The following is a 19,742-nucleotide window of genomic DNA, read 5'->3' as shown; positions in this document are numbered from 1 at the left end:
CCCACGCATCATGACCAATTCCGCCGATCAGTCCCCGCTGGGGAAAACCTCCGCCTACCGCACCGATTACGCGCCGGAGCTGCTGTTCCCGATTCCGCGCCTGGGCAAGCGCGACGAGCTGCGCCTGACTGGCACGCTGCCCTTCTTTGGCGTCGATATCTGGAACGCCTATGAAATCTCGTGGCTGAACCAGCGCGGCAAGCCGCAGGTGGCGATCGCCCGCATCACCTTCCCGGCCGATACGCCCAACATCATCGAATCGAAGTCGTTCAAGCTGTACCTGAACTCGTTCAACCAGACCCGGCTGGACAGCGTGGTCGCGCTGAAAGCCTTGCTGCAGCAGGATCTGTCGGCCGCGGCCGGCGGCAACGTCCACATCACGCTGACCCAGCCGGAAGAATTCGGCATGGTGGAAATGGGCGAGCTGGACGGCCTGCTGCTGGACCGCCTGGACATCGAGGTCGACCACTACAGTCCGTCGCCCGAAATTCTCAACGCCGCCTTTGACGAGGAGCCGGTGGAGGAAAAACTGGTGTCGCACCTGCTGAAATCGAACTGCCTGGTCACCGGCCAGCCGGACTGGGCCAGCGTGCAAATCCATTACAGCGGCCCGCAGATCGATCAGGAAAGCCTGCTGAAATACCTGATCGGTTTCCGCGAGCACAATGAATTCCACGAGCAGTGCGTGGAGCGCATCTTTGTCGACATCCTGCGCCAGTGCCAGCCGCAGCAGCTGGCGGTGTATGCGCGCTACACCCGTCGTGGCGGGCTGGACATCAATCCCTGGCGCAGCAACTTCAGCACCGCGCACAAGCCGGCCAACCTGCGTGGCGCACGTCAATAACCGTAATAATTTTCTCAATCAGCACGCTGAAAACCGGCGTATGATGTGGGATCAGCGTGACGTTCACGCCATACGGCCAGCCCGGCCGGAAAACGCGTAAAAAAACGGAAAAACGGCCCGGTTTCCAAGCAAATGCCGGTGTTTTCGACGTAAGCTGCACGGAAATAGCGATTCATTACCGGGCAGCATTTTTCTGCCGCGCGCGGCAGCGACTTTGCAACAGTGGCCATGGCGATTTCATGTTACACGGCGCAGAAACCAGCCTATAATTCTGCTCGCATGCCACCCTTGTGCGTTGCAACATTTGACGTCGTACTATGAACAACCTTAGCAAAATACTCTCACTGGAAAACGTGCAGCTGGATCTGGAAGTCTCCAGCAAGAAGCGCGCTTTCGAGCAAGCAGGTCTGATCTTCGAAAACAACTGCGGCATCGCCCGCTCCACCGTCTCGGACAATCTGTTCGCGCGCGAGCGCCTGGGTTCGACCGGTCTGGGCCATGGTGTCGCCGTGCCGCACGGCCGCATCAAGGGCATGAAGAGCCTGAAGACGCCGCTGGCGGCGTTCGTGCGCCTGGCCGAGCCGATTCCGTTCGAGTCGCCGGACGGCAAGCCGGTCAACCTGCTGTTCTTCCTGCTGATTCCGGATCACGTCACCCAGCAACACCTGGAGATTCTGTCCGAGATCGCCGAGATGTTCTCCGACGACGCTTTCCGCACCGCGCTCAGCACCGACACCGATCCGAAATCGGTGCACTCCCGCATCATCAACTGGCAACCGACCCTGCAAGCGGCGGGCTGAGTTACACTAGGGGCGTTTCCCATTTAAACTGAAGACGCCCCATGCTGCAAACTCCGCTGACGATCCAACGGCTTTACGACGACAATCGCGAAAGTTTGCAGCTCGGCTGGTTCGCCGGCTTCCCCGGCGGCGACCGCCAGATCTCGGGCGACGTCGCCTCGGCCGCCGACCAGGTCGGCCACTTGAACACCATCCACCCCGGACGTATCCAGGTGTTCGGCCATCAGGAAATCAATTACTACCAGCGTTTGAAATCGCTGACGCGCGCCCATGTCATTGGCGAGCTGATCGCCGGCGGGCCGCCTGCGCTGATCATCGCGCAGGGGCTGGAGACGCCGCCAGACATTCTCGCCATCTGCGACGAGAAAAATATCCCGTTGTTCTCGACCCCGCTGCCGGCGGCGCAGGTGATCGACTTCCTGCGCGTCTATCTGTCGAAGAAGCTGGCGCAGCGCATCATCATGCACGGCGTGTTCATGGACGTGCTGGGCGTGGGCGTGCTGATCACCGGCGATTCCGGCCTCGGCAAGAGCGAGCTGGGCCTGGAGCTGATCTCGCGCTCGCACGGCCTGGTGGCGGATGATGCGGTGGAGTTCTCGCGCATCGCGCCGAATATGATCGAGGGCCGTTGCCCGGCGCTGCTGCAGAATCTGCTGGAAGTGCGCGGGCTGGGGCTGCTGGACATCAAGGCCATCTTTGGCGAGACGGCGGTGCGGCGCAAGATGCGGCTGAAACTGATCGTGCATCTGGTGCGCCGTGGCGCGGCCGATGAGGAAGTGGAACGCCTGCCGTTCCAGTTCCCGACCGAGGATGTGCTGGGCCTGCCGATCCGCAAGGTGGTGATCCCGGTGGCGGCCGGCCGCAACATCGCGGTGCTGCTGGAAGCCGCCGTCCGCAACACCATCCTCCAGCTACGCGGCATCGACACATTGCAGGAATTCATGGAGCGCCAACGACAAGCCATGAGCGGAGATTGACGCGCCGATGGTATCATCGGGAATTATGCGCATCGTACTCATTACTGGTATCTCCGGCTCCGGCAAATCTGTCGCCCTCAACGTCCTGGAAGACACGGGACACTATTGCGTCGACAACCTGCCGCCGGCCCTGCTCGCCAGCCTGGTCCAGACCCTCACCGACGAAGGCTTGCAAGCCCTGGCGGTGGCCGTCGACGCGCGCAGCGCAGCGTCGCTGGCCTCATTGCCGGGCGATGTGGCGCGGCTGCGCGAACAAGGGCACGACGTCAAGGTCATGTTCCTGACCGCGAACACGCACTCGCTGGTGGCGCGCTTCTCGGAGACGCGGCGTAGCCATCCGCTGTCGCACGAACTGCGGCCGGGCCAGAACCCGACGGCGCGGCGCACGCTGATCGAATGCATCATGGAAGAGCGCGAGCGACTGTCCACGATCGAACAGCTGGGCCATGTGCTGGATACCTCGGAACTGAGCGCCAACAAGCTGCGCTGCTGGGTCAAGGATCTGGTGGTGACCGAGCATGCGCCGCTGACGCTGTTCTTTGAATCGTTCGCCTTCAAGCTGGGGGTGCCGATGGACGCCGATTTCGTGTTCGACGTGCGCGCCCTGCCCAATCCGTATTACGACCTGACGCTGCGGCCGCTGACCGGCCGCGACGCGCCGGTGATCGATTTCCTCGACGCCCAGCCCAGCGCCGGCGAGATGCTGAACGACATCCGCGCGTTCGTGGAAAAATGGCTGCCGTCCTTCAAAAGCGACAACCGCAGCTATCTGACGGTGGCGCTGGGCTGCACCGGCGGCCAGCATCGTTCGGTCTACATGGCCGAAAAACTGGCGGCCTACTTCAACGCCAACGAACGCGTCGTCCTGCGTCACCGCGAGCAGTAATCACAGATGCCTGAGCGGGTGGGCGTAGTCGGGCCAGACTGGTTCGAAGAAGCGTTCGACCATCGCAGGCGTGACCGCTTCCAGTGTGGCGGGATTCCAGCGCGGCTGGTTGTCCTTGTCGATCACCAAAGCGCGCACGCCTTCCAGGATTTCGCCGTTTTCGAAATTGCGGCGCACCACGTTGCGTTCCATGCGCAGGCAACCCGCCACGTCCAGCGCGGCGCCGCGCTTGATCAGTTCGTGGGTGACGCTCATCATCAGCGGTGAGCGGGTGGCCAGCAGCTCCAGCGTGCGGCGCGCGAAATCGCCGCTGTCGGCACGCAACGAAGCCATGATGGCCGGCACCGAGCCGGCGCTGAAGTGATGGTCAATGGCGCTGCGCTCGGCGGCCAACGCGCTGGCGCCAGCATCATGCGCGGCGGCATAGGCGGCGATAGCGTCGCGCAGCTGTGCGCCCGGAGTTGCCGTCAGCACGGCTTCCAGCGCGGCGCGATCGGCCAACGGCGCGTAGTGGTCGGCCAGGCCGGCATGCAGCGCGTCGGCGGCGTTGATCGTCGTGCCGGTAACGCCAAGGTAATAGCCCAATGCACCCGGCGCGCGCGACAGAAAATAGCTGCCGCCCACGTCCGGGAACAGGCCGATATTCACTTCCGGCATCGCCATCTTGGTTTTATCGGTGACGATGCGCACGCCACCCTGGGCGATGCCCATGCCGCCGCCCATCACCACGCCATCCATCAGCGCGATATACGGTTTGGGATAGAAATGAACTAAATGATTTAGCGAATATTCTTCAGTGAAGAAATCCTCGATCAACGCGCTACCACCCTGCGGCGTGCTGCGGCCCATGTCGTGGAAGAAACGGATGTCGCCGCCAGCACAAAATGCTTTCTCGGCGCTACTGCGCACCAGCACCGCCGCCACCGACGCATCATCGCGCCAGGCGTGCAAGGTCTGCGTCAACGCGCGTACCATCTCCAGCGACAGGGAATTCAGGGCCTTGGGACGGTCCAGCACGATCAGGCCGGTACCGTTGCTGATGCTGGTGTGGATGTATGCGCTCATGCGGCCTATTCTACTGCAGATGCTCCAGCGGATTAGCCACATCCAATGCACCGCCCAGCCGCGCCTGCCATAGTCCCTGGCCGCCAGGCGCCGGCCGCCCGGCGTGACGGTTGTAGATCACCGCCAGCTGGTCGCTGCGCTCCGGTTCCTGCGCCACGCCGGTCACGCGCGCCAGGCCGGACGGATCGGCCGCCGCCGCCATGGTGAAAGACACCAGCTTATCCAGCCGCGCGTCATGCAGGTTGAGGATGGACGCCATCATCGCCAGCGGGGTGGCAGCAAACAAGTGATAGTGCAGCGCCTTGCCCGCGCGCCCCATCTCGGCCGGCAGCGCGCCATCATCCGCCACCTGCGACATGGCAAACGCAAACACCTTGCGGCCCCACGCCAGATAGCGCGCGTCACCGGTGACGCCGCCCACCGCCGTCACCGCCAGTCCTTCCCAGTAGTAATGATTGTTGCGCGTGCCGCGGAACGCGTCGGAATGGGCGATGGTGGCGTCGGCCAACCGACGCAGCCAGCTTTCGATGACGGCACGCTGCGCCGGCGTGGCTTGGGCCTGTACCCGCGCATAGCTGAGCGCCAGACCGCTCAGCGTCCATTTGCGCACGTAATACGCCTGTTCGCTGGACAGCTTGCCCAGCATGGCCTGCTGCTCGCCCCAACTGGCCAGCCAGCGCAGCGCGCAGCCGGGATCGCGGCCGCTGGCGTCGCGGGCCACCCGCGCCAGGAAGTCTTCGATCGGCTTGACGTTGGCGATGTTCTTTGCTTGCAGAACCGGATCGATCACCGAATGATGCGCGTCGCTGTAATAGCTGTTGGCATCGATGTCGACGCGCGCTGGCGGCGGCATCTCGCACGCGGCGGCGCCAACCATGGCGAGCGCCAGGGCCAGCCCGGCAAAACAGGATAAACGATTTATCATGAAGACATCAAAAAAGGGCGCCCTCTCGCGCCCTTTGATTGAAGTGCCTGAAGATCAGGCGGCGGCAGCGGGTTCGTAGCTGTCCGGGATGTGCTTGATCGCGTCGCGATCGTGGCCTTGCACTTTGGCTTTGTATTTCATGACCTGGCGATCCAGCTTGTCGATCAGCGTATCGATGGCGGCGTACAGGTCTTGCGACAGGCTTTCCACGTACACGGTCTTGCCGGACATACGCAGGTTGATTTCGGCCTTCTGGCGTTTCTCTTTCTCTTTAAGGTTATCTACGGTCAGGATGACAGCAATATCAATCACTTGATCAAAGTGGCGGGTGACGCGCTCCAGCTTATTCTGTACGTATTCACGAATAGCTGCAGTCACTTCGAGATGATGTCCACTGATGGTGAGATTCATACACACTCCTAAAGATAAGTCGCTACTGACGGTCAGTGCGGTGCCCATTGCAACCGGGCGCACAGTAACCACACACTACAAAGACTTGCGGAGGCTGACTGGTGGGATCTTCAGAGCTTCACGATATTTGGCAACAGTCCGTCGCGCAATCACCATGCCCTGTTCACCCAGCATGTCCGCAATCTTACTGTCGGATAAAGGATTTTTCGGGTCTTCAGCTCCTGTCAATTGCACTATCAAGGCACGTATCGCCGTCGAACTTGCTTCCCCGCCAGCTTCGGTGGCGACATGGCTACCAAAGAAATATTTCAGCTCAAACATGCCGTGCGGGGTCAGCATATATTTTTGAGTTGTTACCCGAGAAATTGTGCTCTCGTGTAAACCCAGTGTATCAGCAATTTCGCGAAGCACAAGGGGTCGCATCGCAACCGCGCCGTGCGAGAAAAAGTTCTTTTGTCTTTCTACTATCGCTTGTGCCACGCGCAGGATGGTGTCGAAACGCTGGCGCATATTTTTAATCAACCACTTGGCTTCCTGCAGTTGCGCCCCCATCGCGCTCTCGCCCTTGCCCTGCTTGAGCAGATTGGCGTACATCTGGTTGACGCGCAGGCGCGGCATGACGTCGTTGTTCAGGCTGACCTGCCAGCCATTGCGCGACTTCTTGACGATCACGTCCGGCACCACATAGTCCGACACGTCCGACGCGAAGGCCGCGCCCGGATGCGGATTGCACTGGCGGATCACGGCCTGCGCCTCGCGCAAATCTTCGTCATCGCACAGCAGCGCTTTTTTCAACTTGTTGAAATCGCGCTGCGCAAACCAGGCCAGATGGTTTTCGACGATGGCCAGCGCCATGCGCCGCGTCACCAGCGGCACGCCAGGCAAGCGACGGATTTGAATCGCCAAACACTCGGCGGCATTGCGCGCGCCCACGCCCACCGGGTCGAAGCTTTGCAGCAGCTTCAGCGCGGTCTGCAATTCCTCGATCTCGACTTCCAGTTCTTCCGGCAGGCGGGCGTGGATTTCCTCCAGCGCCTCTTCCAGATAGCCGTTTTCGTCGAGCGCGTCGATGATCAGTTCGACCAGCGCGCGGTCGCGCATTTCCAGCACCGTCACCCGCATCTGTTCCATCAGATGTTCGCGCAGCGTGCAGTGATGCGCCTCCAGCTGCGGGCGCGCTTCCTCGTCGTCGCTGTTCTTGCTGCGGCCGGAATCGCCCCAGTCCATGTCGGCGTCGGGGGTGGTGCTTTCGGTGTCGGCGCCAGGCGCCTCGTAGGTGTCGGCCTCGGCGCTGGCGGCTTCCGCTTGCGGGCCTTCCGCCGGCGCCTCGGTGGCCGGCGCCTGTTGGTTGATGGCGCCATCGGCCAGCAGCCGCAGCGAATGATCGAGCGGATCGTCGAGCCGCTCCAGCAGCGGGTTATCGGTCAGCAGCTGTTCCAGTTCCTGATGCAGCTCCAGCGTCGACAGTTGCAGCAGCCGGATCGACTGCTGCAGCTGGGGCGTCAACGCGAGGTGCTGCGACGTGCGCAGTTGCAAAGACTGTTTCATTAGGGGTTACATACGGAAGTGTTCACCCAGGTAGACACGACGCACCGACTCGTTGGCGATGATGTCGTCCGGACGGCCTGATGCCAGCACCGAGCCCTGGTTGATGATATATGCGCGGTCGCAAATGCCCAGCGTCTCGCGCACATTGTGATCGGTAATGAGGACGCCGATATTGCGTTCCTTGAGGAAGCGCACAATGCGCTGGATCTCAATCACGGCTATCGGGTCGACCCCGGCGAATGGTTCATCGAGCAGCACGAAGCGCGGGTTGGTCGCCAGTGCGCGCGCGATCTCGACCCGGCGACGTTCGCCGCCGGATAGCGACAGCGCCTGGTTCTCGCGCAACTTCTCGATTTGCAAATCGGCCAGCAGGGTATTCAGCCGTTCATCAATTTCAGCCTTGGATAAAGACTTGCCGTTCACCTTTTGGATTTCGAGAACGGCGCGAATATTTTCTTCCACAGTCAGCTTGCGGAACACCGACGCTTCCTGCGGCAGGTAGGACAAACCCAGCGAGGCGCGGCGGTGGATCGGCAGCGACGAAATGTCGGTGCCGCTGATGTCGATGCTGCCGGCGTCGGACGGCACCAGGCCAACAATCATGTAAAACGAGGTGGTCTTGCCGGCGCCGTTGGGGCCGAGCAGGCCGACCACTTCGCCGCACTCCACTTGCAGCGAGACGTCATGCACCACCTGGCGCTTGCCGTAGGTCTTCTGCAAGCCTTTGACGATCAGGGTGCTACCGCAGGATGGTTCCATCTTATTTCCCCGGCGTCGGCTGCGTGGCTGGCGTGGTGGCGGTGGCCGGCTGCTTGTTGGCCGGCTGGATCACCATGGTGCTGCGGCCGCCGCCCGGCTTGGTCTCGCCGCTGGACGAGTTCTTCACCGCGAAGAATTCCTTGCGGCTGTCGTAGGAAATGAATTCGCCATCGACCTGGCTGGCGGTTTTGCCGCCCTCGGTCTTCTTCAGCTGCGCCTTGGCGAACAGCTTGACCAGCTCGGTCTTGCCATCGTATTCGATGCGGTCGGCCTGGCCGTCCACCCACTGCTCGTTGGGACCGTCGAGCTTCTGGCGGAAGGTCGCCTGCACGCCCGGCGCGCTGTTCAGCACCACGTACTGATAGCCTTCCGGGTCCTCGGTTACCACCGCCTTGGGCGACTTCATCAGCAGCGTGCCGCGGGTCAGCACCACGTTGCCGGTGAAGGTCTTGACCTGCTTGACGTCATCGGCGTCCAGCTGGTCGAAGGTGATCTGGGTCGGCTTGCTGGAATCGGCCTTCTCGGCCTGGGCTGCCACCGCCGCCAGCAGCAGGGTTGCGGTCAGCACCAGTTTGTTCATCTTGTTCATCGTTGTGTCCTTAGTGTGCCGCGCGCGGCGGCATCGTAATCGTTCCGCGTCCGCCCAGCGTGATCTGGCGGGTGGCGTTGTTCGCCTGCATGCCAGTGCCGGTGGCGACGGTATCGCCCGAGTGCATCTCGACGGCGGCATCGGTTTCCATGCGCTCTTCATCCGGGTACACGGTCAGCGTACTGGTCTTGAGGCGCAGCTCTTGTGCTTGCTTGGTGGCGGGTCGCACCACGTCCACATTATCATGCAGGCGCACGCGCGTATTGCCCTGATCGACATACGCGGTCTGCGCGTGAATATTCATCGGCGGCTGGTCGGTGGCCAGGCTGTGCACATACGGCTTGTCGATCACCGACACATCGCCCACCGGCTGGTGGGTCAGCTTGTCGCCGGAAATGATGTAGGCCGGCTGGCCGTTCTTGTTCATGCGCACCACGCTGAAGCGGTCGATGATGTAGTCCGGCTCTTCGCGGAACTTGTCGACCTCGGCCTCGTGGCCGGACTGGTTGACCACCTGCACCAGCCAGAAGCTGCCGACGGCCACAAACACGCCGACCATCATGATCAGGGTCAGTTGCCAGCGATGGGCTGTTCTCTTACGCATGCCTAATCCTCGTCGTTGTCAAACCAGGAATTGTGCCATCACGCGCTCATAACTGCCTTGCGCATGCATCAACAGTTCGCACACTTCGCGCACCGCGCCCTTGCCGCCGTAGGCAACGGTGGTGTGGTGGGCGCGCTCCAGCACTTCCTGGCGGCCGTTCGGCACCGCCACCGCGAAGCCGACCCGGGTCAGGATCGGCAAATCGACCACATCGTCGCCGATGAAGCCAACTTGTTCGGCGGTCAACCCGGTCTTGGCCAGCAGCGCGTTGAACGGGGTCAGCTTGTCGTGGCCGCCCTGGTGCAGATGGTTGATGCCGAGATCGGCCGCGCGCTTGATCACCTGCGGCGACTTGCGCGCGCTGATGATGGCGGTGTCGATGCCGGCTTCCTGGATCAGCTTGATGCCCAGGCCATCCTGTACGTTGAAGGTCTTCAGCGCCTCGCCTTCGACGCCGTAATGCAGGCTGCCGTCGGTCAGCACGCCGTCGACGTCGAAAATCATCAGCTTGACGCGCGCAGCGCGTTCCAAGTAGGTCAGCTTTACTTCGGTCAGACTCATTAAATCACCTTGGCTCGGGTCAGGTCATGGATGTGCAGCGCGCCGACCAGCTTGCCGTCGGCGTCGGTCACCAGCATCTGGTTGATGCGGTACTGCTCCATCACGGCGACGGCGTCGACCGCCATTTTTTCCGGCGAGATGCTGCGCGGATTGGCGTGCATTACGTCACCGATGATGACCTTGCTGAAATCCTGGACTTTTTCAATCATGCGGCGCAGGTCACCGTCGGTGAACACGCCGACCGGCTTGCCGTCGGCGTCGACGATGGCGGTCATGCCCATGCCCTTCTGGGTGATTTCCAGCAGCGCGTCGGTCAGCTTGACGTCGGCCGTCACTTGCGGCACGGCGTCGCCGCTGCGCATCACGTCGCGCACATGGGTCAGCAGACGGCGGCCCAGCGCGCCGCCCGGGTGCGAGCGGGCGAAATCTTCTTCCTTGAAGCCGCGCAGGTCCAGCAGCGCCACCGCCAGCGCGTCACCCAGCGCCAGCGTGACAGTGGTGGAGGTGGTCGGCGCCAGATTCATCGGGCAGGCTTCCTTGGCCACCGCCACGTTCAGGTGGACGTCGGCGATGGTGGCCAGGCTGGAGCCCGGCTTGCCGGTGATGGCGATGACTTTGCTGCCCATGCGCTTGACCACCGGCAGGATGGTCATCAGTTCCGAACTCTCGCCGGAATAGGAAATGGCAATAAACGCATCGTCGGCGGTCACCATGCCGAGGTCGCCGTGAGCGGCTTCGGCCGGGTGCACGAACAGCGCCGGGGTGCCGGTCGACGCCAGCGTGGCGGCGATCTTGCGGCCGATATGGCCGGATTTGCCGATGCCGGACACGACCACGCGGCCCGTGCAGTTCAGCAGCAGGGAAATCGCCTGCACCACGCTGTCATCGTTTTCCAGGCGGGCGTTCAGGGCATTGATGGCATCCGCTTCGTTTTGCAGCGTGTCTCGGGCAAGACGCAGTGCCGTTTTTGCATCAAAAGCTTTCAGCATTGTTTTTTCATGGGTTACACTCATGCCCAAGTATAGCCGAATTGAGAAAGCAAAAAACTTGCCAGTCAAAACATAACGCGCGAAGCGCACCGCAAACAACGAATCTTTACCTACTGGCGATGTTGAAATGACGTTTTCACCTCTGGAATTAACATTGTTGTTGCTGGGCAGTGCGGTGCTGGGCGTGGTCGCCTTCCGCATGCTGCATCTGCCGCCCATGCTCGGTTATCTGACCGTCGGCATCCTGATCGGCCCCCATGCGCTGGGCCTGGCCGAACAAAGCGAAACCACCCACGGCCTGGCCGAGTTCGGCGTGGTGTTCCTGATGTTCTCGATCGGCCTGGAATTCTCCTTGCCAAAATTGAAAGCGATGCGCTCGATTGTGTTCGGGCTCGGGCTGGCGCAGGTAGTGCTCACTATCGTTGTCACCATGATTTTTGGCCTGACCCTGGCCACCCAGTTGCCGCCCAGTCTGCACATTAGCTGGCAGGCCGCGTTTGCGCTGGGCGGCGCGCTGGCCATGTCGTCCACCGCCATCGTCTCCAAAATGCTGACCGAACGGCTGGAGCTGGAATCCGAACATGGCCGCAAAATCATCGGCATTCTGCTGTTCCAGGATTTGGCGGTGGTGCCGCTGCTGATCCTGATCCCATCGTTGGGCGAGCGTCCGGACGCGCTGATGGAAACGCTGGGCTGGGCCGGCCTGAAGGCGGTGGTGGTGCTGGCCCTGCTGTTCGCGGTCGGCCACAAGGTCACGCGCGGCTGGTTCACCATCGTGGTCAAGCGCCGCTCGCAGGAATTGTTCATGCTGAACCTGCTGCTGGTGACCTTGAGCGCGGCCTGGATCACCGAGCGCGCCGGCCTGTCGCTCGCGCTGGGCGCCTTCGTGGCCGGCATGCTGATTTCCGAGACCGAATTCAAGCATCAGGTGGAAGAAGACATCAAACCGTTCCGCGACGTGCTGCTGGGGCTGTTCTTCATCACCATCGGCATGCTGTTGAACCTCAGGATGGTGCTGGATAACTGGTGGCTGGTGCTGGTACTGCTGTGCATGCCGGTGCTGATGAAATTTGCGCTGATCGCCGGCCTGGCCAAGGCGTTCGGCTCATCGGACGGCGTATCGATGCGCACCGGCCTGGCGCTGGCGCAGGCCGGCGAGTTCGGCTTCGTGCTGCTGAATCTGGCGGCCGACCACAATCTGATGCAGTCCTACGTGGTGCAGGTGGTGCTGGCGTCGATGGTGCTGTCGATGCTGCTGGCGCCCTTCATCATCGCGCAGTCGGACAAGATCGTGATGAAATTCTCCAGCAACGAGTGGATGATGCAGTCGCTGCAGCTGACCAAGATCGCCAGCCGCACCATGTCCACCAACAAGCACGTGATCGTGTGCGGTTTCGGCCGCAGCGGCCAGCGCCTGTCGACCCTGCTGGCGGAAGAAAAAATCGACTATCACGCACTGGACCTCGACCCGGAGCGCGTCCACGAGGCGCAGATGGCCGGCGCCCACGTCTCCTACGGCGACGCCGGCCGGCGCGAAAGCCTGGTGGCGGCCGGTATTTACCGCGCCAGCGCGGTGGTGATTTCCTATGCCGACACCGCCTCCGCGCTGCGCGTGCTGCGCCAGGTGAACGAACTGACGCCGGCGCTGCCGGTGATTGTGCGCTCCTATGATGACGCCGATCTCGACCGGCTGAAAGCGGCCGGCGCCACCGAGGTGGTGCCGGAAGTCATGGAGGGCAGCCTGATGCTGGCCTCGCACGCGCTGGTGCTGCTGGGCGTGCCGCTGCGGCGCGTGGTGCACCGGGTGCAGGCGGCGCGCGAAGAGCGTTATGCCTCGCTGCGCGGCTATTTCCCGGGCATGAACGATGCGGAAGAGGAATCGGACAACGAACTGCTGCACTCGGTGACGCTGAGCGGCGCCGCCGGTTGCGTCGGCCGCACGCTGGGCGCGATCGATGTCGGCAGCGTCGGTTGTGAAGTGGCCAGCATCCGCCGCGGCCAGGGCGCGCTGGAGGTGTCGCCGGACACGCTGCTGCAGGCCGGCGATGTGGTGGTGCTGCGCGGCCCGGCCGATGCGGTCAACAAGGCCGAACAGCGGCTGACGCGCTAACCCCGCCTAGGCCGCGCGGACGCTGACCACGCGGTTGCGGCCGCTTTCCTTGGCGTGATACAGCAGCCCATCGGCGCGCGCCACCAACTCGCGTGCGATGTCCGCGCCCTCGCCTTCGGCCGCCAGATCCAGCGTCGCCACACCAATCGACACCGTCACCGACAATTGCAGCGACGGCGACAGCGTAATCAGGCTGCCGGCCACGCTGGCGCGAATACGCTCGGCCACAAACGCCGCGCTTTCCAGATTAGCGTTAATCAGCAGCGCCACAAACTCCTCGCCGCCAAAGCGCGCCAGCGCGTCCGAGGTGCGCAGCTCGTTCTTGATGCGGCTGGCCACCTCGCGCAGCACCTCGTCGCCGCCGCCATGGCCGACGGTGTCGTTGACGCGCTTGAAGTGGTCGATATCCAGATACATGAAGGAAATCGGGTACTGCTGCCGGCGCGCGCGCGCGATTTCTTCCAGCAGGCGGCGGTCGATATAGCGCCGGTTGTAGACCCCGGTCAGCGAATCGGTCAGGCCGATGTACTTCAGCATCTCGTTGGAGATCACGTTTTCGAGACAGATGGCGATGATGGACGCCATATGCTCAATAAAGTCGGTTCCCAGGCTGGGCGTGAAACGGGTCGGATCGCAGCTGCCCAGATTGAGACTGCCAATGATGCGCTTGTTACGCAGCAGCGGCACCAGCGCCACGCTTTGCAGACCGGCCGGCGCGTTCGGGAACGATACCGCATGGCGCTGCTTGTCGTACATGCCCAGCAGCGGCTTGGGCGTCGGCGAATAGGCGTTGCGGCGGCCCAGGTCCAGGCCCAGCTCATCCGCCGTCTCGACGAACAGCAAGTCGGGATAATCGGCAAACACCACATCCAGCTTGGCCATCACGGTGCGGATGTCGGCGTCCTCGTCGATCAGCGTCAACGTCACATTATCGAGTTCGGAGATGACTGGCAGCACGCGGAAGATGGTGCCGACCAGTTCGGGAAAATTGCTGGCGCCAACGATATCCAGGTCGAACGCCTGGTGGCGGGTCATGATGGAATGGTTACGCTCGGCCTGCTCCAGCAGGTAAGCCATGCGCGCGCGCAAGGCACGATTTTCCGCCGCCAGATCATGCGCCGGTTCGGCGTGGCTGGCTGGCGGTGCCAGTTTACCTGTTGCAGTCTGAGTCATGTCCCTTACCTGATGTCATGCATATATCAACATTACGCCAAGTTTAAGCGATTGGGAATGCCCGGACTACTTAAAAAGCGAGCGTAACCTCGATTTCCTGGCCAACCCGCACACGGATATCCTCGCCGGCGATCAGGATGCTGTTCATGCCGAAGCACAGCGCCCCTTCCAGCTCGGGCTTGGCGCGGTAGCTTTGCATGATGTCCAGCGGGTCCGGGCCGAACTCGCCAGTGGCCTGGTCGATTGACGGCATGGGACAGCGCGGGCAGGGTTTGACCGGTTTCAGCAGGGCATCGCCGAGCTGGAACGATTCGGCGTAGTCTTCCTCGAAAGCTTCGATGCCGTCGATCACCAGATTTGGACGGAAACGATTCATCGGAATGGCCTGACGGCCGGCGGCCACCAGTTTCTGGTTCAAATCGTCCAGCGACGCGGTGCCGGTGACCAGCATCGGATAGCCGTCCGAGAACATGGTGCTGGTCTGCACGCCGTCGGTCCATTTGGTGCTGACGGCGCGCTCGGCGTTGGCGTGGAAGCGCGCCAGCCGGCATGGCACGCCGACGGCCTTGGTGAACCATTCGGCGGTCAGCTCGTCGCAGTCGTAGGCCAAGACGGTGTCGTCCCAGACCTGGGTGGTCAGCGTGGGGGCGGTTGCCGGGTCCGGCAGGCCAAGTGGGATTTCCAGCCGCAGCATGCCGGGCGCCTGCACTTCCAGCGTGGTGCCTTTCAGCGTCGGCTTGATCAGCGCCATGCGCGGATGCTCGCGCTGGGTCAGCGCGAGGCCGTTGCTGTCCACCACCATCCATTCACGATCGTAAATCTGCTCGGTCATGACGCCCATCGGCGTCAGCGTGGCTTCCGCCAGCGACAGGCCGGCACAGGATTTGATCGGGTACAGCGTAATGGCGGACAACGTGGGCATCTTATTCCTCGGTGGCGGCGACGGGTTTAGGCGGACGCGGCGTGCGCGCGGCTGGCTTGCGGGCCGGCTTGGCGGGCTTGCCCGCACCAGCGCCAGCGGCGTTGGCTGCGCCGGCGTTGGAGTTGGCGTTGGCAGCGTTCGCATTGGCGTTGGCCACGTTGGCTGGATTCGCAGCCTTGGGCTTGGCGTTGGCCGTGCCGGCATCGGCGTCGCCGGCCGGTTTGGCTTTGGCCTTAGGCTTGGCTTTCGGCTTGCCCTGCGTCGACTTGCCAGGCTTGGCATTGACCGCCGGCGCCTCGGCCGATACGGGGGCCGCCACGGCCGGAGCCTCCACCACAGGCGCGGCAACAACCGGCGCACTCGGCGCCGGGGCCACCTCGGCCGGGGCATCGGCTGCGCGCGGCGCTACCGCCGCCGGTGCTTCGTCCGCGGCGCCCTTGCCTTTCTTGGCAGCGTTCTTCATCTTGCGCGCTGGCGGCTTGGTACCATTTTTCTTCTTGGCCGGCGCAACAGCGTCCGACGACGGCAGATCAACAGCAGCTTCCAGCACCACCGGCGCACTGTCGGCCACCGCCACAACGACTTCCTCGGCCGGCGCTACCGCCTCGCTGGAGACACCTTCCGCTGGCACAGCACGCGGCGGATGTGCCAAACGCTGAGCCTGACGCTCGGCAAACCGCTCCGCAGCGGTACGACCGCGATTACGGCTACGGCGCGATTCCTGCTGACCGCCCTCGGCTGGCGCGGCAGCTGCCACACCATCTGCACCGGCAGCCTGCTCGCCCGCCAGCGGCACGCTGGCCGACGGCACACCGTTGCCACGGTACACATACGCACCCGATTTCTCATCGCGGCCAAACTCCAGCAGACCGCGCGCCTTGCATTCCTCGATCAGATTGCCGAAGGTGCGGAAGCCATAATAGGACTCGCTGAAATCCGGCTTGCGGCGCTTGATCGCCTCCTTCAGCACGGAGGCCCAGATCTTGCCGCTGTCGCCACGCTCCAGCACCAGCGCCTCGAAGGTATTGACGGCGATTTCCACCGCCTGCGTGCGGCGTTTCTCCATCTCGTCGCGGCGCGCGCGTTCCTCTTCCGGCGAGCGCTTGACCTGCGGCTTGTCGTTGCTGGACTCACGGCGCGCGCGGCGGCTCTCGCGCACCAGATCGTCGTAGAAAATGAATTCATCGCAGTTGGCCACCAGCAGATCGGAAGTCGACTGCTTGACACCGACGCCAATCACCTTCTTGGCGTTCTCGCGCAGCTTGGACACCAGCGGCGAAAAATCGGAGTCGCCGGAAATGATGACGAAGGTATCCACGTGCGATTTGGTGTAGCACAGGTCCAGCGCATCGACCACCATGCGGATGTCAGCCGAATTCTTGCCGGACTGACGCACGTGCGGGATCTCGATCAGCTCGAAGTTAGCCTCGTGCATCGACGCCTTGAAGGACTTGTAGCGATCCCAGTCGCAATAGGCTTTCTTGACCACAATGCTGCCCTTGAGCAGCAAACGTTCCAGCACCGGCTTGATGTCGAACTTGTCGTAATTGGCGTCGCGCACGCCCAGCGCCACGTTTTCAAAATCGCAGAACAGCGCCATGCTGACGTTATCGTTGGAGGAAGCCATGAAGAGTTTTTTCTAGTAGAAGTAAAGCGGGCAATCCGGCGATTATACCGAACTGCCGCCCTCCCCCGGCGACTCCAGAAAAAACAATGACTTGCAGCGCTATTTATTGCAGCAGCTCGGCGTGGGGGACGCGTGCATTGGCGCCATCCTCGAAGCCGATCAAACCATAGCGCTTGAGCTGGGTGCGCAGGATGTTGCGGCTGATGCCCAGCACGCGCGCGGTTTGCACCTGGTTGCGATAGCAGCTATGAAAAGCGGTGCGGACCAATGTCGCCTCCACGCTGTCGAACAGATCCGGATGCTCAGCCTCCATCATGCGACTCAACAGCACCGCCAACTGCTGCAGATCGCCTTCCGCCGCCGCCGCGTCATCGATCGACGGCCGCGCCGGCAATGCCGGACGGCGGTGGGCAATGCCACTCAGCTTGAGATCCTCGGCCTCGATCACGCTGCCGCTGCAGACGATCAACGCGTAATGCATCACATTCTCCAGTTCGCGGATATTCCCCGGCCATGGATAGGACAGCAGCGCCGCGCTGGCGGCCGCCGACAAGCTCACCTTGCCGCAGCTGAGCTTGTCGCTGTAGACGCCGATGAAATGACGCGCCAGCGGCAGGATGTCGCCGGCGCGCTCGCTCAGCGGCGGTAACTGCACCGTGGCCACGCCGAGGCGGTAGTACAGATCGGAGCGGAAGCGGCCGGCGTCAATCGCCTTGTGCAGGTCAACATTGGTGGCCGCCACCAGCCGCACGTTCAGCGCCACCGGCCGGCGCGCGCCCAGCCGCACCACCTGACGCTCCTGCAGCACGCGCAGCAGCTTGACCTGCAACGCCGGCGACAGATCACCGATCTCGTCCAGGAACAGCGTGCCGCCATTGGCTTCCTCGAACCAGCCGGCGCGCGCCTGAGTGGCGCCGGTGAAAGCGCCGACCTCGTGGCCGAACAGCTCGGCGTCGATCAGGGTTTCGCTGAACGCGCCGCAGTTGACCGCCACGAACGGCCCGCGCCGCCCGCTCTGCTCGTGCAAATGGCGCGCCACCAGCTCCTTGCCGGTGCCGGTTTCACCGATAATCAACGTGGTGGCGTCGCTACGGGCGATGCGCTCCACCTGCCGCAACAGTTCGACCGAGCGCGGATCGTGAAACAGCATGGCCTTGGCGCGGATCGACAACACCATGGCGGATTGATCGGGGAAGGTCAGAATTTTTTCCACTTGTGTGATCCATCATTCATCAGATGCGTCCAACGTTAGCGGGATCGTCAACCCTCGCCCACGAATCATTCCGAAAAAACAAATGCGCATTCTGGATATTGGCCCGGCGCCCTATGAGTCATGCGGCTCGCACCAATACGGGGCACGGTGCCACAGGCCACAACTGTTGTATTTTCAACGGTTGCGGTAGTGATAACCGCTGAGGCACAATCGCGGTTCAAGCACCATGGAAAGCTATCCCTTGAACACGCGCAGCCGCTATCTCTTCATCCATCAGAACTTCCCCGGACAATTCAAGCACCTGGCGCCCGCGCTGGCCGCGCAGGGCCACGAGGTGGTCGGTCTCGGCATGAACCAGCCCAATCCGCCGGTACCCGGCGTGCGCTATTTCCGTCATGACGTGAAAGACGCCAGCCACGGCCCGCGCCCGCCGTCGCAGCTGAAGGATTTGTATGGCAAGGTGCTGCGCGGCGAATCGGCGGCAGCGACGCTGGAAGCGCTGAAACAACAGGGCTTTGCGCCGGACGTCGTGTTCGTCCACCCCGGCTGGGGCGAGGCGCTATTCGTCAAGGATGTGTTCCCCAAGGCCAAGCTGCTGGTCTACGCCGAGTACTACTACGGCGGCGAAGGCGGCGATGCCTTCTTCGATCCGGAATTCTCCCGTCCCGACAACGGCGCGCTGCAACGGCTGCGGCTGCGTAACACCCATTTGCTGCACGCGCTGTCGGCGGCCGATGGCGCGCTGTCGCCGACCACCTTCCAGCGCGACCGCCATCCGGCCTGGGCGCGCGAGCGCATCAGCGTGATTCACGACGGCATCGACAGCCGCCGCTTCCGGCCCGATCCCTCGGCCTATGTCAGCCTGCAGGCGGCCGGCATCACGCTGCGTCCCGCCGATGAGGTGGTGGTGTTTGTGGCGCGCCAGCTGGAGCCCTATCGCGGCTACCACATCTTCATGCGCGCACTGCCGCAGCTGTTGCGCGAACGGCCGAATGCGCGGGTGGTGATCGTCGGTGGTGACGGCGTCAGCTACGGCGCCGCGCCGCCGCAGGGCAAGAGCTGGAAACAGATCTTCCTGGACGAGGTGAAGGAGCAGCTGGACATGCGCCGCGTCCACTTCGTCGGCAAAGTGCCGCACACGGTGCTGACCCAGCTGATGCAGGTGGCGGCGGTGTACACCTATCTGACCTATCCGTTCGTGCTGTCATGGTCGCTGATGGAAGCGATGAGCTGCGGCTGCCTGATCGTGGCGTCCGACACCGCGCCGGTGCGGGAAGTGATCGAGCACGGCCGCAACGGCCTGCTGGTCGACTTCTTCGACCCGCAGGCGCTGGCCACCACCGTGGCGGACACGCTGGAGCGCCGCAGCGAACTGCAACACCTGCGCACCGCCGCCCGCCAGACCATCGTCGAGCGCTATGACCTGCAGCAGCACTGCCTGCCAGCGCTGCTGCGTTTCGTTCAGCCCTAAGCGACGAACTGGTAGTCGTTGAGGTTGGCCGTCGGGGTGCCGGTCAGGACCGCGATCTGGAGATACTTGAAGAAGCGTGATCCAAGGAAGACATCGACATGACCCGGTTCTACAGCAAGGATGGTTAGAAGTTTGCTGGCGATGTCTAGTTCATTTTGGACTAATCTCCAGAAATGAAAACGCCCTCTTGTCAGAGGGCGGGACCAAGCATTTCGGATGATTCAGGAAATGCTATTAACGACTCACACGTTGAATGCAAAATCCAACT

20 protein-coding genes are annotated in these 19,742 nt (G+C 62.7%); 6 read left to right on the top strand and 14 right to left on the bottom strand.

The features are described 5' to 3' along the window. The first annotated feature begins 10 nt into the window (after positions 1-10). Entirely contained in the window at positions 11-844 is an 834-nt protein-coding gene (gene queF, locus GJ699_RS27565) for an NADPH-dependent 7-cyano-7-deazaguanine reductase QueF (protein ID WP_154382491.1), read from the top strand. A 14-nt stretch (positions 845-858) separates the two neighbouring features. Here the strand turns inward: queF and GJ699_RS27560 are convergent, their stop codons facing one another. Further along, complete coding sequence (locus tag GJ699_RS27560; RefSeq protein WP_154382489.1) at positions 859-1,074, bottom strand: hypothetical protein; 216 nt, start codon at positions 1,072-1,074, stop codon at positions 859-861. Between the two features lie 87 nt (positions 1,075-1,161). Between GJ699_RS27560 and GJ699_RS27555 the strand changes: the two genes are divergently transcribed. The 3 genes from GJ699_RS27555 to rapZ are packed head-to-tail and all read left to right on the top strand — an operon-like array spanning position 1,162 to position 3,507. Further along, positions 1,162-1,644, top strand: coding sequence for a PTS sugar transporter subunit IIA (locus tag GJ699_RS27555; RefSeq protein WP_154382487.1), 483 nt, complete (start codon positions 1,162-1,164; stop codon positions 1,642-1,644). A gap of 41 nt (positions 1,645-1,685) precedes the next feature. Further along, positions 1,686-2,621, top strand: a complete 936-nt coding sequence (hprK, locus tag GJ699_RS27550; protein ID WP_154382485.1) for an HPr(Ser) kinase/phosphatase — start codon at positions 1,686-1,688, stop codon at positions 2,619-2,621. A 25-nt stretch (positions 2,622-2,646) separates the two neighbouring features. Beyond that, positions 2,647-3,507, top strand: coding sequence for an RNase adapter RapZ (rapZ, locus tag GJ699_RS27545; RefSeq protein ID WP_154382482.1), 861 nt, complete (start codon positions 2,647-2,649; stop codon positions 3,505-3,507). On the opposite strand, the gene GJ699_RS27540 is transcribed toward rapZ, so the two are convergent. The 9 genes from GJ699_RS27540 to GJ699_RS27500 all read right to left on the bottom strand — a co-directional run bounded on the left by GJ699_RS27540 (position 3,508) and on the right by GJ699_RS27500 (position 10,958). Next, a complete protein-coding gene (locus tag GJ699_RS27540) occupies positions 3,508-4,572 on the bottom strand; it encodes an enoyl-CoA hydratase/isomerase family protein (protein ID WP_154382480.1) in 1,065 nt (354 codons plus the stop codon). It abuts the gene before it with no gap. A 10-nt stretch (positions 4,573-4,582) separates the two neighbouring features. Continuing rightward, positions 4,583-5,497 carry an alginate lyase family protein gene (locus GJ699_RS27535; protein ID WP_154382478.1) on the bottom strand — a complete coding sequence of 305 codons (915 nt, stop codon included), beginning with the start codon at positions 5,495-5,497 and terminating at the stop codon, positions 4,583-4,585. A gap of 54 nt (positions 5,498-5,551) precedes the next feature. Continuing rightward, positions 5,552-5,908: a ribosome hibernation-promoting factor, HPF/YfiA family gene (hpf, locus tag GJ699_RS27530; RefSeq protein WP_154382476.1), complete on the bottom strand. Its 357-nt coding sequence runs from the start codon at positions 5,906-5,908 to the stop codon at positions 5,552-5,554. 75 nt (positions 5,909-5,983) lie between these two features. Further along, entirely contained in the window at positions 5,984-7,456 is a 1,473-nt protein-coding gene (locus GJ699_RS27525) for an RNA polymerase factor sigma-54 (RefSeq protein ID WP_154382474.1), read from the bottom strand. 6 nt (positions 7,457-7,462) lie between these two features. Next, a complete protein-coding gene (gene lptB / locus GJ699_RS27520; protein WP_154382472.1) occupies positions 7,463-8,215 on the bottom strand; it encodes an LPS export ABC transporter ATP-binding protein in 753 nt (250 codons plus the stop codon). A 1-nt stretch (position 8,216) separates the two neighbouring features. Then, a complete protein-coding gene (gene lptA, locus GJ699_RS27515; protein WP_154382626.1) occupies positions 8,217-8,795 on the bottom strand; it encodes a lipopolysaccharide transport periplasmic protein LptA in 579 nt (192 codons plus the stop codon). A gap of 19 nt (positions 8,796-8,814) precedes the next feature. Then, entirely contained in the window at positions 8,815-9,408 is a 594-nt protein-coding gene (lptC, locus tag GJ699_RS27510; RefSeq protein ID WP_154382470.1) for an LPS export ABC transporter periplasmic protein LptC, read from the bottom strand. Between the two features lie 18 nt (positions 9,409-9,426). Further along, positions 9,427-9,969: a KdsC family phosphatase gene (locus tag GJ699_RS27505; protein ID WP_195763664.1), complete on the bottom strand. Its 543-nt coding sequence runs from the start codon at positions 9,967-9,969 to the stop codon at positions 9,427-9,429. Next, complete coding sequence (locus GJ699_RS27500; protein WP_154382468.1) at positions 9,969-10,958, bottom strand: KpsF/GutQ family sugar-phosphate isomerase; 990 nt, start codon at positions 10,956-10,958, stop codon at positions 9,969-9,971. Before GJ699_RS27500 ends, GJ699_RS27505 begins: the two co-directional genes overlap by 1 nt. A 127-nt stretch (positions 10,959-11,085) precedes the next feature. Between GJ699_RS27500 and GJ699_RS27495 the strand changes: the two genes are divergently transcribed. Next, complete coding sequence (locus tag GJ699_RS27495) at positions 11,086-13,068, top strand: monovalent cation:proton antiporter family protein (protein WP_154382466.1); 1,983 nt, start codon at positions 11,086-11,088, stop codon at positions 13,066-13,068. Positions 13,069-13,074: 6 nt separating this feature from the next. Here GJ699_RS27495 and GJ699_RS27490 read toward each other — a convergent pair whose 3' ends face one another. From GJ699_RS27490 to GJ699_RS27475, 4 genes are all read right to left on the bottom strand, one after another. After that, entirely contained in the window at positions 13,075-14,241 is a 1,167-nt protein-coding gene (locus GJ699_RS27490; protein ID WP_154382464.1) for a GGDEF domain-containing protein, read from the bottom strand. A gap of 70 nt (positions 14,242-14,311) precedes the next feature. Next, positions 14,312-15,163 carry an MOSC domain-containing protein gene (locus tag GJ699_RS27485; RefSeq protein WP_154382462.1) on the bottom strand — a complete coding sequence of 284 codons (852 nt, stop codon included), beginning with the start codon at positions 15,161-15,163 and terminating at the stop codon, positions 14,312-14,314. Between the two features lies 1 nt (position 15,164). Beyond that, positions 15,165-16,790, bottom strand: a complete 1,626-nt coding sequence (locus GJ699_RS27480) for an NYN domain-containing protein (RefSeq protein ID WP_154382460.1) — start codon at positions 16,788-16,790, stop codon at positions 15,165-15,167. Between the two features lie 103 nt (positions 16,791-16,893). Further along, the gene (locus tag GJ699_RS27475) at positions 16,894-18,003 is read right to left on the bottom strand and encodes a sigma-54 interaction domain-containing protein (RefSeq protein WP_371867689.1); all 1,110 of its coding nucleotides are present in this window, start codon (positions 18,001-18,003) and stop codon (positions 16,894-16,896) included. A 241-nt stretch (positions 18,004-18,244) separates the two neighbouring features. Between GJ699_RS27475 and GJ699_RS27470 the strand changes: the two genes are divergently transcribed. Then, a complete protein-coding gene (locus GJ699_RS27470; protein ID WP_229262322.1) occupies positions 18,245-19,474 on the top strand; it encodes a glycosyltransferase family 4 protein in 1,230 nt (409 codons plus the stop codon). The last annotated feature ends 268 nt before the right edge of the window (positions 19,475-19,742 follow it).

Origin of the sequence: Duganella guangzhouensis (assembly GCF_009674535.1) — a bacterium.
Classification (GTDB): Bacteria; Pseudomonadota; Gammaproteobacteria; order Burkholderiales; family Burkholderiaceae_D; genus Rugamonas; species Rugamonas guangzhouensis.
The sequence above is the reverse complement of the archived record's forward strand: the minus strand, read 5'-3'. Positions and strand labels throughout refer to the sequence as shown.